Here is a 13,274-nt window from a genome sequence, read left to right on the forward strand (position 1 = left end):
AATCCCCCCTTTAAAAATAAATTTTTAAGTCTGATAGGGACCGAGGGGGGAGCTTCACGTAACACATGGGTCGCACGCGTGGGGGGTGTGGTCATGAAAGGAGTGATTACTTATGAGTAACGATCAAGTTTTAGAAATAGAAAAAAGAATTAAGCGAGAAATAACAAGATTAAACAGCTTATTGAAAAATTTAGAACCAAAAAAGAAAAGAGCAGTTTCTTCACTCATTAAGAATGCTGCTTTTATGGCCGTCACTTTAGAAGACCTGCAAGAGAAAATTAATAAGAATGGTACTACAGAGCAATATCAAAATGGAGCCAATCAATTCGGTACTAAAAAGTCCTCCGATGTAGAGGTGCATAACAATATGACGAAAAACCATGCCCAAGTTATGAAACAATTGATAGATCTACTTCCCAAAGAACAACCTAAAGAAGATGATGACGGATTCGATGATTTTGTGGCTGATAAATGAGTAAACGAGTAAGAAAGCAGTATCCGTTAGCTTATAATCCAATCATTGAGTATTACAATCAAATCGAATCTGGGGAAGTAATCGTATCTAGTAAAGTTAGACGAATATATAAGAAGCTTGTTGACGATGTTTATGATACTTCTTCTGTATTCGAGTATGATTCTAAGAAAGCAAATCATGTAATTGAATTTATTGAGAATTTTTGCAAACATTCGAAAGGCAAGTGGGGCGGTAAGCCGATTGAATTAGAGTTATGGCAAAAGGCATTTTTAGCTGCATCGTTTGGCTTTGTTCATAAGATTGATGGTACAAGAAAGTACAGAGAAGTCTTATTGATTGTGGCTCGTAAAAATGGTAAATCAACAATTGCTTCTGGTATCGGTTTGTATTTACAAGTAGCAGATGGAGAACCTGGGGCAGAGATTTATGCTGTAGCTACTAAATTAGACCAAGCGAAATTAGTTTGGTTAGATGCGAAAAGAATGGTTAAAAAGTCACCAGTGCTATTAAAACGAATTAAACCGCTTGTTCGTGAGTTGAATGCAGATTTTAATGATAGTACATTTAAACCATTAGGGAGCGATTCAGAAACTCTTGATGGTCTTAACGTTCACGGTGCTATGATGGATGAAATTCACGCTTGGAAAGATAAAAACTTATACGATGTTATAGTAGATGGTACTTCCGCAAGGGAACAGCCAATGATTTTTATGATTACAACAGCTGGAACTATTCATGAATCCGTTTATGATATGAAATATGAAGAAGCTGAAATGCTTTTAAATGGTTTTGATGATCCAGACGGTTATAAAGACGATAGGTTTTTACCTATTATTTATGAATTAGACAAACGAGAAGAGTGGACGGATGAAAAGGCTTGGAAAAAAGCTAATCCGGGTCTTGGGACCATTAAAAAGGTTGACCAATTAGAAACCAAGGTAAATAAAGCGAAAGCTAATCCACTACTTGTTAAAAACCTATTAACGAAAGATTTTAATATACGTGAGACAAGTACAGAAGCATGGTTAACGTTTGAACAATTAAATAATAAAGCTATCTTTGATATAGCGAAATTAAAACCTTCTTATGGTATTGGCGGTTGTGACTTATCTTCCACAACTGACTTAACCGCGGCGAAGGTTATTTTTATGGTTCAAAACGATCCACATATCTATGTTAAACAAATGTATTGGCTTCCAGAAGATTTACTTGAACAAAGGAGTAAAGAAGATAAAATCCCTTATGATTTATGGTGTGAACAGGGATTATTAAGAACTACACCAGGAAATTCAGTTCATTATAAATTTGTTACCGAATGGTTCTTAGAAGTACGAGATGAACTAGGTATTTATATCCCTTGGATTGGTTACGATAGATGGTCTGCAAAGTATTGGGTTGAAGAAATGGAAGGATATTTTGGTAAGGAAGCGATGGTCCCAATTGCACAAGGGAAACAAACTTTATCTAGTCCTATGAAGCTATTGAGTGCTGATTTAGAAGCGAAATTAGTGAATTATAATAACAATCCTATCGATAAATGGTGCTTATCAAATACGGCTATTGATGTTGATAAAAACCTTAATATACAGCCGAACAAAACAAATAATCAGCGACGTCGTATTGATGGTACAGCAGCTCTTTTAAATGCATATGTAGTACTTCAAGAGAAGCGTAATGATTATTTGAATATGATTTAAGGGAGGTGAGAAATTGGGGTTATTTGATAAGATATTCGGCAAGAAACAATCACCTACCACAACTCGTTTTGAAATGATAAACGACAATGGAGGAGGTTTTTTCTCCTGGAATGGAAGTATCTATGAGAGTGATATTATTAGAGCTTGTATACGTCCTAAAGCAAAAGCGGTAGGGAAATTAATTGCTAAACATATTAGGGATAATGCAAATGAATTTAAAGTGAATCCTGATCCATATATGAGGTTTATTTTAGAAGAGCCGAATCCATTAATGACAGGACAAATATTTCAAGAAAAAATGACAGTTCAATTAGAACTGAATCATAATGCATTTGCTTATATTAAACGGGATGAGCTAGGTTTTGCTACTGAAATTTATCCTATTCCTTGTGTAACTGTAGAAGTTGTGGAAGGAGTTCAAGGTGATATTTTCTTAAGATTTTACTTTAAAAACGGAAAGAGAATGACTGTTCCATATGTGGATGTAATTCATCTCAGAAAAGACTTCAATGAAGATGATTTTTTTGGAGAACATCCGGGAAAATCACTATCCTCATTGATGGACATAGTTACAACTACTGATCAAGGGATTGTAAAAGCAATTAAAAATAGCGCAGTAGTGAAATGGATCTTGAAATTCAAATCTGTTTTAAAACAAGAGGATATTAATACACAAGTACAAAACTTTGTTAACAATTATTTAAGTATCGATAATGTGAATGGTGGAGCCGCTTCATCTGATCCACGTTATGACTTAGAACAAGTTAAACCAGAAGCGTTTGTTCCAGATTCTAAACAAATGCAAGAAACAACTCAAAGGATATATAACTTCTTCAATACAAACGAAAAAATTATACAAAGTAAGTATACAGAAGATGAATGGATATCCTACTTCGAGAGCGAAATTGAACCATTATCCTTACAATTAAGTGGTGAATTTACACGAAAATTGTTCACAAGACGTGAACGTGGATTTGGTAACAAGATAATTTTTGAAGCGGCAAGTCTTCAATATGCTTCTATGTCCACAAAAATGAACCTTGTTCAAATGGTAGATAGAGGAGCAATGACACCAAATGAATGGCGTTCAATTCTTTCTCTTGGCCCAATTGAAGGTGGAGATAAACCGATCCGCAGATTAGACACAGCTCTGGTTAAGGACGGTAAAACTACAGGTGAAGGAGGTGATAATAATGGACAAAACGGAAATGAGGGAAATAGTAACTCAGGGAATGGAAATTAGAGAAGATGCCGATGGGAATAAAATTCTTTCAGGATACGCTGTAAAGTGGGGTGAAAATTCAGTTGTGATGGGTTATTATCGAAAATTCCGCGAACAATTCCGACAAGGTGCATTCTTAGAGTCATTGCAAAAGGATGACCAACGTTTCTTATGGTCACATGATACATCTAAGGTTCTAGGAAGAACAAAGAATAACACCTTGCAATTAGCGGAAGATTCCATTGGATTAAGGTTTGAATTGACATTGCCTAAAACAACACTCGGAAACGACACATATGAAACAATCAAGCGTGGTGATGTCGATGGCGTTAGCTTTGGTTTTAGTATGATAACCGAGGAAATTGACGAACCAGACGATGATCTTATGTTGCGAACTGTAACCAAAGCTAAGTTATTAGAGGTTAGCGCAGTCGCCTTTCCTGCTTATCCTGATTCAGAAGTTAGTGCGAGGGGTTACGACCCATATAAACATCATGAAGAAAGAAAACAGAAAGAAGAATTACGTAAAAAACTAATCTTAAAAACTTACTTATAGAGGAGAATGATATATGAATCGTTTACAAGAAATTTTACAACGTAAAGCGGAAATCCGCACAGCATTAGAAGGTAATGGAGAAGTTGATTTAGTAGCATTAGAAACCGAATTACGCGAACTAAGCGAAGAACAAACAGGAATTGAGACACGTCAACGTTTATTGCAAGAAGCGAGTGCTATTAATGAAGGTGGCGCACCTGAAATTCGTACAATTCACACTTTTAACACTCAACAGTCTGAAGAACGCGAATTCGGAACAGATTCACTGGAATATCGTAATGCTTTCATGAATTATGTGTTACGTGGTGAAGCAATTCCTGCTGAAATTCGTGCAAATGCGATTACAAAAACTGGCGATGTTGGTTCTGTTATTCCGCAAACAGTATTGAATCAAATTATTGAAAAAATTGAAGCTGTAGGAATGATTCTTCCACTTGTTACACGTACTGCAATTAAAGGTGGAGTGAGCATTCCGACTTCTTCTGTTAAACCAGTAGCAACATGGGTAGCTGAAGGAGCTGGAAGTGATACTCAAAAGAAAACGACTGGTAGCATTACATTTAATTACTACAAATTACGCTGTGCTGTAGCAGTTTCTTTAGAAGTTGATACTATGGCACTATCGGTCTTTGAATCTACTTTAATCAACAATGTTGTGGAAGCAATGACAAAAGCGATTGAGCAATCAATTATCAACGGAACTGGTTCTGGTCAACCAAAAGGTATTTTGACTGAAACACCTGTTGCAGGGCAATCGTTAGATATTGCTAAAATTGAGTATAAAACATTAGTTGATGCAGAAGCAGCGTTACCTCTTGAATATGAAGATGGTGCAGTTTGGTGCATGACAAAGAAAACGTTTATGTCTTATGCTGGGATGGTAGATGCAAATGGACAACCTATCGCAAGAGTAAACTATGGTATTAATGGAAAAACAGAACGAGTTCTGTTAGGACGTCAAGTTGTGCTTTGCAACTATATTGATAGCTTTTCAACGGCGGTAGTTGGTAAACCATTCGCTTTCTTATTCAATTTCAGTGATTATATTTTGAACACTAATTATCAAATGGGTGTTAAAAAATATGAAGATAACTTAACAGATGATATGGTAACAAAAGCAATTATGGTTGTCGATGGTAAAGCGGTAAATGTTAACTCTCTTGTAGTTCTTAAAAAGGCAGCAGCAGTTTAAGGGGCTGATAGCAGATGAAAAGCTTAGTTATTAAGCCGTTTATCGATAAAGATACACAAATAGGATATTCAGAAGGTGATATGTACGAGTCAATAGATTCTAAACGTATCACCTTTTTAGTTAAAGAAGGATATGTAAGTACACCACCTAAGAAAACGGTGAAGAAAGATGATTGATATCATGAAGAAAGCATTGCGTATTTCTCATAATGCTCTTGATGATGAAATTTCAGATCTAATTGAAGCAGCCCGGCATGACTTAATGTTGTCGGGCGTTGCTTCTACAAAAGTGAATGTGGACACTGATCCACTTATTAAACGAGCGATTATTACTTATGTAAAAGCTAATTTTATTCCAGATGCAAAAGAAGCAGAACGATTCCAATTATCTTATAACATGCTTAGAAACCACCTAACTTTAGCAGGTGATTATAAATGAACGATATTTTATTTTTCCCAGTTGTTACAATTATTGAAGATGAACTAGGACAAAAAGAGGAAATCAAAACATTTAGTAGACAAGTGTTTTGTAAGAAAAAGTCTGTTCCACAATCGGAATTTTTCCAAGCTGGGCAAAGTGGAATTAAAGCTAGTTGTACATTGATTGTTCATTCGTTGGACTATCAAGAAGAAACTAAAGTGAAATATAGTGAGAAAACGTATAGTATTTACCGCACATACGAAAGAGAAGATGAAAAGGTTGAATTGTATTGTGAGGTGAAAGCCGGTGTCTAGTATTAACGATTTTGCAAATGAGATTGCAAGAGAGCTGCAAAGATATTCTAACGCGCTTGAAGAAGGTGTTGAGAAAGCTACAGAAGAAGTTTCAGATAATCTTGTAGATGACTTACAACAAAATAGTCCAAAAAGGACTGGTAAGTATCGTAAAGGGTGGCGTAAGAAGAAAGAAGGAAAGAAATATATTATCCATAATAAAACCCACTATCAATTAACTCATTTGTTAGAAAAAGGTCATGCAAAAAAAGGTGGCGGTCGTGTTCCGGCTAAAGTTCATATTGCTCCAGCTGAAGAAAGAGCAATAGCTGATTTATTAGAACGTGTTGAAAGGGCGGCTAGTCAATGACATTAGCTGAATTAAAGAAAATTCTTGATGCTACAGGGTATTCTGTGGTTTATTCGCATTTCACAGCCACTCCAGATATTACAATACCTGAGCCACCTTATATTTGCTTTCTTGTGAACGGTTCAGCCAATCTCATGGCTGATAACAAGGTATATCAAAAAGTAAATGATGTCAGTATTGAACTTTATACATTAAGAAAAGATTTGGCTGCAGAAGCCAAGTTAGAGAAAGTCTTAGATGATCTTGAGATACCTTACGAATCATTTGAGGCTTTTATTGAATCTGAAAAATTATATCAAAAAATATATGAAATGAGGTTGATGTAAATGCCTGAAAATAAAGTTGTATTTGGTTTAAAAAAGGTGCATTACAGCGTAATTACTGAAGATGATACTGGAAAAATCACATATGGTACGGTTGGGAAATTACCTGGTGCGGTAGAAATGAAATTAGAGCCAAAAGGTGAACAAACTGACTTTTATGCGGATGATAGCAATTACTACACAGAATCAAGTAACCAAGGATATGAAGGTACATTAAATATTGCTAATATCACAGAAGCTTTTCGTACTGATGTTTTAGGTGAAATCTTAGATGAAACGGATAAAGTTCTCACAGAAGTTTCGAACGCTAAAATTAAAAAAATTGCTCTTATGTTTGAATTTGATGGAGATGTGAAAGCAACACGTCATGTACTTTATAACGTATCTGTGTCACGACCTGGTGTTTCTTCTTCCACAAAGAGTGATAAAACAGAACCAAGCACAACAGAATTGAATTTTGTGGCAGCACAACATCCATCTAATTCTAAAGTTAAGACATCAACAACAGTGGGTACACCAGCTGGCGTTTATGATGCTTGGTATACAAAACCTTATGAAAAAGCAGGAGCGTGAAAATAGATGGAAAAAACAATTGTAATTGATGATAAAAATGTACTTTTAAAAAGTACCGCTGGTACAGCTATCCGTTATAAGTCTCAATTTAGACGTGACATGTTCGCGGATATTCTTAGTTTAGGTGTACTTTCTTCATTGATTTCCCCTAATGGCGAGCAGGAGAATATCGACTTTACTCAAGCGGATTTGAGTAGATTAGATTTTGAAGTTATATATAACTTAGTTTGGGCGTTTGCTAAGACAGCAGATAAAAGTGTTCCAGATCCATTATCATGGCTTGATACATTTGGTGAGTTTCCGATTGCTGAGATTATTACTGAAATTCAAGATTTAATTAAAAGTACTGTTCAATCAAAAAAAAATAACAAGTAATGGGCAAGAAGAGCAAGGAGATGACGGTGATTTTTCCGTTGATACATTCCTTGCTCTTTGCTATTCATGCAAACTCTCAAAAATAGATTTAGAGGATATGACGATAGGTGACTGCTTAGATTACATTGACGAATATGTTGAAATGCAGAATCCGCAAAAGGAAAAACAAAATACAAGAAATGCTACTCAAAAAGACTTTAACGCCTTCTAAGAAAGAGAGGTGAGACTATGGCAGGAAGTAGAATAAAAGGTATTACAGTTGAAATCGGTGGCGAAACCACTGGACTTCAGAACGCCTTAAAAGATGTAAATAAACGCAGTAACGATTTAGCAAAAGAGTTAAAAGATGTTGAGCGATTATTAAAATTTAATCCAGGTAACGTGGAAGCATTAGCACAAAAACAACAGCTATTAACTCAGCGTATTGAAGCAACAACTGAAAAGTTAAGCCAATTAAAAGCAGCTGAACAACAGGTACAAGCTCAATTTGAGCGTGGTGATATTGGTGAAGAACAATATCGAGCGTTTAGGCGTGAACTTGAGTATACAGAAGGTTCCTTAGGTGGACTTCAAAACCAATTAAAGAACATGAAAGATGAGCAAGAAAGAGCCGCACGTTCAACTCGTGAATTAAATACTCTTTTTGATGCAACAGGAACAAGCGTTGATCAATTCGCTGATATATTAGGTGGTCGATTAACAACAGCAATTCGAAATGGAACAGCTACATCATCACAATTAGAAGAAGCAATTGAACGTATAGGACGAGAAGCTTTAGGAACCGATACGGATATTGATAAATTAAGACGTGCGCTATCTTCTCTAGATGATGGGAATTCAATTGAAAATGTGAGAAATGAATTAAGAGATTTATCACGAGAGGCTGAAAGAGCTCAAAATGACGTTAATGATTTGAATATTGAATTAGAAAACATGTTAGGCGCTGCAGCGGCTGGTGCTGGCATAGGTAAAGTGCTTGAAACCGCACTTGATACTTCTAAATTAAAAACAAAAATTGATATTACTTTTGATGTTCCTGAGGAATCGAAAAAGTCAGTAGAAGAAGCCGTTAGAAGTGTAGAAACATATGTTGTCGATGCAGAAGCATCACTTGAAGGAGTAAGACGCCAATGGGTACTAAATAAAAACGCTTCAGACGAAGCAAATACAGCTATTGCTAAACAGGCTGCTGTTATTGCTAATTCGTATGCTGGCTTAGATTTTACTGAATTAATTCAAGAGACGTATGAAATTGGAAATGAGTTAGGGATATCTCAAGAAAATGCAATAGCTATGGCTGATGCACTTTTAAAAGCCGGATTCCCACCTGAACAATTAGATATCATTGCTGAATATGGAGGACAGTTAACTCGAGCGGGTTTCAAAGCTGAAGAAATACAGGCAATTATGGAAGCAGGAGTCGAAACAGGCACTTGGAATTAGATTATAGTTCCCTTGTATGGCGACATACAATGAAAAACTCCTTTAATTCAGTGAAACTCTCAAATGAGACAATACTGAGCGAAGCCTTTTTATTAAGGAACGTGCAACGACTAGTCGAAAGACGTAGGGTGTAAGCAAATGACACTCGAAACGGGGAGCAACTCAAGTAGTTGAAGATATAGTCTAATCTATGCGGTGACGTATAGCAGTTCGTAAGAGAACGGGCGTGACGTTGCGAATCACGTTGAATATAAATGATTGATAATCTTTTAGATGGTTTGAAGGAAGGTCGGATTCAATTAGCTGAGTTTGCTCAAGGGGCGGATAAAGCTTTAAAAGAGGCTCTTGATGGTTCGGGTATTGCGACTGAACAAATAGAAAAATGGGGAGCAGCTGTAGCGGCTGGTGGAAAAGAAGGGTCACATGCTATGGTAGAGGTGGCCAAAGCGATTGAAGGAATAGAAGATCCTGTAAAAAGAAACCAAGTTGGAGTTAAAGTTCTAGCCACTATGTTTGAAGATCAAGGGTCAAATATAACCAATACTTTGATAAATGCGTCTCAAAAATCAATAGACTTTAAGAATAACCAAGATCAATTGAATGAATCCGTCAAAAAAATGGATGCAAATCCATCTGTAATGATGCAACAAGCTATGGCTGATTTAAAAATAGCACTTGAGCCAGTCCTATTGGTTATTGCTCAAGTTGTGGGTAAAATTGCCGAATGGATTCAGAATAACCCTACATTAGCAGCAACTATTACTGTAATTGCTACAGCAATTGGAATTATTATGGCGGCACTGGTGGCACTGACTCCCGTACTTTTATTAGTAACAACTCAGGCACTAACCTTTGCAGGAGTCATGGCTGTATTAACTAGTCCGTTCACATTAATAGCTGACGCAATAGCCGCAGTTATTGCCATTTTGATATTATTTGGCGATGAAATTATGCGTGTATACAACGAGTATTTGAAACCGACGGTAGATCAAATTGTAGCCACCATAAATGAAACTTTAAAGCCAGCATTCGAAAAAGGATTTTCAGTGATACAGAATATTGTTAAGGATGCATTCACAATCATTCAGCGTGTGTGGAATGAAATATTATCACCTGTGTTTTCAGTCCTTGTAACAATAATTAAAACAGTCCTTTTACCAGCATTTCAATTCGTATTCGGTGCAATTGGTAGTGTTGTGGGTGATGCGTTCAAAGGGATTGAAAGTGTGTGGAAGAATGTTTTAAAGCCAATTCTTAACGGAATTATAGATTTTATTAGTGGTGTATTTACAGGTGATTGGGAAAAAGCTTGGAATGGTATAGTTAAAATTTTTAGTGGAGTGTTCGAAGGTATTAAAGCGGCAGCAAAGGCTCCAATAAATGCTGTTATTTCAATGATAAATGCAATGATAAAAGGGATTAATAGTGTTTCTGTTCCTGATTGGGTTCCGGGTATCGGTGGTTCCTCAGCTAATATTTCTACAATTCCAATGTTAGCAACAGGTGGACATGTTCTTGGAGATGGACAATTTATAGCTGGGGAAGCTGGACCGGAATTATTCACTAAAAGTGGAAATCGTGTTTCTGTGACTCCATTATCTTCAAGTGAAAAATCGCTTGGTATCACAGGCACTATGAGCCGATTAATTGGTGATATGAGCTATACAATGGCTAGTTCTTTGAATCAATTATCTGATTTAAAAGGTGTAATGAGTGGGGTTTATAGCAGCCTATCAAATAGTTTACAAGCTATGAATCGAAATACAACTCAATCAACTGTGGATGGTAATTCCTCTAAATCAAATGGTAATATTTCATATAATTTCGCTGAGATGTTCAAAGGCTCATCATTTGTAATTAGAGAAGAAGTGGATATACAAAAACTAGCAAGGGAAATAAATAATCTTGTTAAAGGATCAGGTAGAGGAGTGAGATAAGTATGAGTTTAACAATAGATGGGAAAACGTTAAATGAATTAGGTTTAGCGCTTTTACCAGGGCATGAACATCCAGCGGCACCCTCTACTCGTGATTATACAGTTTCAATTCCAGGAGTACCTGGTGCATATGATTTTGGGGCGGATTTAGAACCAAGGCCTTTTACTTTGCCATTATTGGTTAAACCGCAACCAAGCCAAGCTTTATCAGCACGAAAAATAAGAGAAATCATGAAAACCTTTTTTGATCCATATGGGAAAACGAAAACAGTGAGATTGACTTTTGATTATGAACCGGATAAATACTACAAGGTTAGATATAGCGGTAGTTTAGACACAAGTCGCTATAAAACAATGGCTAACCTTGTTTTTCCATTAACAGCATTTGATCCATATGCATATTCGGTATTTGATACTACTAACGACATACTATGGGGAAGTGATATTCCTTTTATGTCAGATATACCGTTTGGGATTGGTGATTATATGTACGATGTTACCGCACCAACAACATTGAAAATTGAAAATGTGGGTTCACTTGTAGTACGTCCTATCATCAGGATAACTGGAAGTGCTAGTTCTATGACTCTTGCCACTAATGGTAAGAGTTTTTCTTTGGGCTCATTTCCTGAAGGTGCCAATCTTTTAATTGATAGCCAACACTATGCGGTCACTAGGGATGGACAGAATTATATTTCGAAGATGACAGGAGACTTTTTAGAGTTACTTCCAGGTGAAAATTCGATTTCTATTACTGGTACAAACTTAAATTTTCAAATTTCATTTGAATTTCACGCAAAATATATGTAAGAAGGCGGTGATACCGTGGCTGATGTACCTCGTTTATTAGAGTCAGACAAGTTATGGCAAGGAACACCAAAGATAAATCAAGCTATTGATGTTATAAATGGATTATCAAAACCAGCAACACGAGATCGAATTGCGGATAATGCTGTTAACTTCGAGAAAATGTATGTTCCTGAAGCTCAAATACTTAATAGGAACTATATTGAAGTTAACTATAAAACTCGAAAAATTACGATTCTAAAGAATTGTTCTATATCTATTGAAAAGTATGCATTTAATATATCACCATCACAAATTGAATTATCATTACCAGATCAAAGTAATGATGGTGTATTGCATTTATTAGTTTACAACCACCGTACAGGTGAATTGAGTTGCAAACCTTTTACTTCAGCAGGAGATAACGAACTATCAATTGCACGCCTCTATGGGAAGAAAGTGTACGGTCAAAACTACGAATTCATTACATTTGTTAGTGATGATGATAATTACAACTATCTAGCTGATAGAAAAATCACCGTTACAAATGCAAACGTTGCTGCAGATGCATTAGATTACACTCGAATTAATATGTATGAAGCAACAATTATAGAAAAAGATAAGGTTATTGTTGATTTAAAAAGAAAGAAAGCAATCATTAAACCAAATACATTTTCTACTATGGGTAACGATATTTTTAATTTAAATCAGACAGGAACAAACCTTTATATCGATCTCCCTACCGATGCAAAGTTATATGCGTTTGTTTTAGATATAACAAAATCTCCTTTTACTGTTTCGTTTGAAGTATATAACGACAAGACAAAGTTTAAAAATAAAAGACTATTATTCTATTATTACAACAACATTCCTTTAGGGAAAAATACAAACTTTATTAAGGTAATAGGGGAAATGGGTGAGATCCTAACAATTAAGGAAATCATTCATAAACATTTAAACAATCCATTTGTTCGAACAATTATCAAGCTTATTGGTGACTCTATCACAGCAGGACTGTGTGGGACTGGCTACAGTGCAACGGATAAACCAATTGGAAACACCGGATATAAGACGAACGTAACAACTGCGGTTTGTTGGGCGAATATGCTGAGAGATCATGTTATATCTGAATATAATCGTGAGTTCGATGTTTCAGTAAATGATCCGAATATTTCTTTCTTAGCTGCAACACATCAAATTGTAGAGAATAACGCTACCACGTTTAAATGGCAAGCTTTCTTCTCAAATACAACAACAAATAACGGTATCCAGTTCACTTTCTATGGTGATCACTTCAGTATTTACCATGCTACTGTTGGCGGTGGCGGTATAATGGATATTTATGTAGATGGCGTGAAATGGGGAGAATTAGACACTTACGGAACATATGCCGACAATGTGGAAAAGAAAATTACTGGTTTGACACTAGGAGATCATTTAGTTGAAATTCGAGAAACAAACCGAAAGAATGCTGGTGCATCAGGTTATTCTATATATATTCAAGGTCTAAAAATCCCTAAAACTGCTGATGTTGTTAATTTTGGAATTAGTGGTAAACATTCGCAATATCTATACCAACAAAGAGATCAGTTAATTGAATCTGCTGACAGCAT

General features: G+C 35.9%; 14 protein-coding genes and 2 pseudogenes. All 16 read left to right on the plus strand.

The features are described from left to right. Nucleotides 1–112 precede the first annotated feature (112 nt). Nucleotides 113–475 (plus strand): hypothetical protein, encoded by a 363-nt coding sequence (locus tag AC1M36_RS12840; RefSeq protein WP_241818656.1) that lies wholly within the window; start codon nucleotides 113–115, stop codon nucleotides 473–475. Continuing rightward, nucleotides 472–2,172, plus strand: a complete 1,701-nt coding sequence (locus AC1M36_RS12845) for a terminase large subunit (RefSeq protein WP_479845930.1) — start codon at nucleotides 472–474, stop codon at nucleotides 2,170–2,172. The genes AC1M36_RS12840 and AC1M36_RS12845 overlap by 4 nt, the downstream gene beginning before the upstream one ends. Before the next feature lie 13 nt (nucleotides 2,173–2,185). After that, nucleotides 2,186–3,415, plus strand: coding sequence for a phage portal protein (locus AC1M36_RS12850; protein ID WP_431613203.1), 1,230 nt, complete (start codon nucleotides 2,186–2,188; stop codon nucleotides 3,413–3,415). Next, nucleotides 3,366–3,950, plus strand: a complete 585-nt coding sequence (locus AC1M36_RS12855) for an HK97 family phage prohead protease (protein WP_479845931.1) — start codon at nucleotides 3,366–3,368, stop codon at nucleotides 3,948–3,950. The genes AC1M36_RS12850 and AC1M36_RS12855 overlap by 50 nt, the downstream gene beginning before the upstream one ends. A 13-nt stretch (nucleotides 3,951–3,963) precedes the next feature. Continuing rightward, complete coding sequence (locus tag AC1M36_RS12860) at nucleotides 3,964–5,142, plus strand: phage major capsid protein (RefSeq protein WP_479845932.1); 1,179 nt, start codon at nucleotides 3,964–3,966, stop codon at nucleotides 5,140–5,142. Nucleotides 5,143–5,156: 14 nt separating this feature from the next. Further along, on the plus strand, nucleotides 5,157–5,318 hold the full coding sequence (locus AC1M36_RS12865) for a hypothetical protein (protein WP_336452816.1): 162 nt from the start codon (nucleotides 5,157–5,159) through the stop codon (nucleotides 5,316–5,318). Then, complete coding sequence (locus AC1M36_RS12870) at nucleotides 5,311–5,580, plus strand: head-tail connector protein (protein WP_336452815.1); 270 nt, start codon at nucleotides 5,311–5,313, stop codon at nucleotides 5,578–5,580. Before AC1M36_RS12865 ends, AC1M36_RS12870 begins: the two co-directional genes overlap by 8 nt. Continuing rightward, a complete protein-coding gene (locus tag AC1M36_RS12875; protein WP_241818662.1) occupies nucleotides 5,577–5,876 on the plus strand; it encodes a phage head closure protein in 300 nt (99 codons plus the stop codon). Before AC1M36_RS12870 ends, AC1M36_RS12875 begins: the two co-directional genes overlap by 4 nt. After that, nucleotides 5,869–6,225 carry an HK97 gp10 family phage protein gene (locus AC1M36_RS12880; RefSeq protein ID WP_336452814.1) on the plus strand — a complete coding sequence of 119 codons (357 nt, stop codon included), beginning with the start codon at nucleotides 5,869–5,871 and terminating at the stop codon, nucleotides 6,223–6,225. Before AC1M36_RS12875 ends, AC1M36_RS12880 begins: the two co-directional genes overlap by 8 nt. Next, on the plus strand, nucleotides 6,222–6,551 hold the full coding sequence (locus AC1M36_RS12885) for a hypothetical protein (RefSeq protein ID WP_336452813.1): 330 nt from the start codon (nucleotides 6,222–6,224) through the stop codon (nucleotides 6,549–6,551). The genes AC1M36_RS12880 and AC1M36_RS12885 overlap by 4 nt, the downstream gene beginning before the upstream one ends. Further along, nucleotides 6,552–7,121, plus strand: a complete 570-nt coding sequence (locus AC1M36_RS12890) for a major tail protein (protein WP_336452812.1) — start codon at nucleotides 6,552–6,554, stop codon at nucleotides 7,119–7,121. A 6-nt stretch (nucleotides 7,122–7,127) separates the two neighbouring features. Next, a complete protein-coding gene (locus AC1M36_RS12895) occupies nucleotides 7,128–7,496 on the plus strand; it encodes a hypothetical protein (protein WP_336452811.1) in 369 nt (122 codons plus the stop codon). Between the two features lie 228 nt (nucleotides 7,497–7,724). Beyond that, nucleotides 7,725–8,936: pseudogene (locus AC1M36_RS12900) on the plus strand (hypothetical protein); the annotation flags it as partial. Between the two features lie 260 nt (nucleotides 8,937–9,196). Then, a pseudogene (locus tag AC1M36_RS12905) lies at nucleotides 9,197–10,876 on the plus strand (phage tail protein); the annotation flags it as partial. Nucleotides 10,877–10,878: 2 nt separating this feature from the next. Beyond that, the gene (locus tag AC1M36_RS12910) at nucleotides 10,879–11,685 is read left to right on the plus strand and encodes a phage tail domain-containing protein (protein WP_479845933.1); all 807 of its coding nucleotides are present in this window, start codon (nucleotides 10,879–10,881) and stop codon (nucleotides 11,683–11,685) included. 15 nt (nucleotides 11,686–11,700) lie between these two features. Then, on the plus strand, nucleotides 11,701–13,274 hold a 1,574-nt coding region (locus AC1M36_RS12915; protein ID WP_479845934.1), incomplete at its 3' end, for a hypothetical protein.

The sequence above is a fragment of the Bacillus sp. Medicinal_06 genome, from assembly GCF_056711665.1.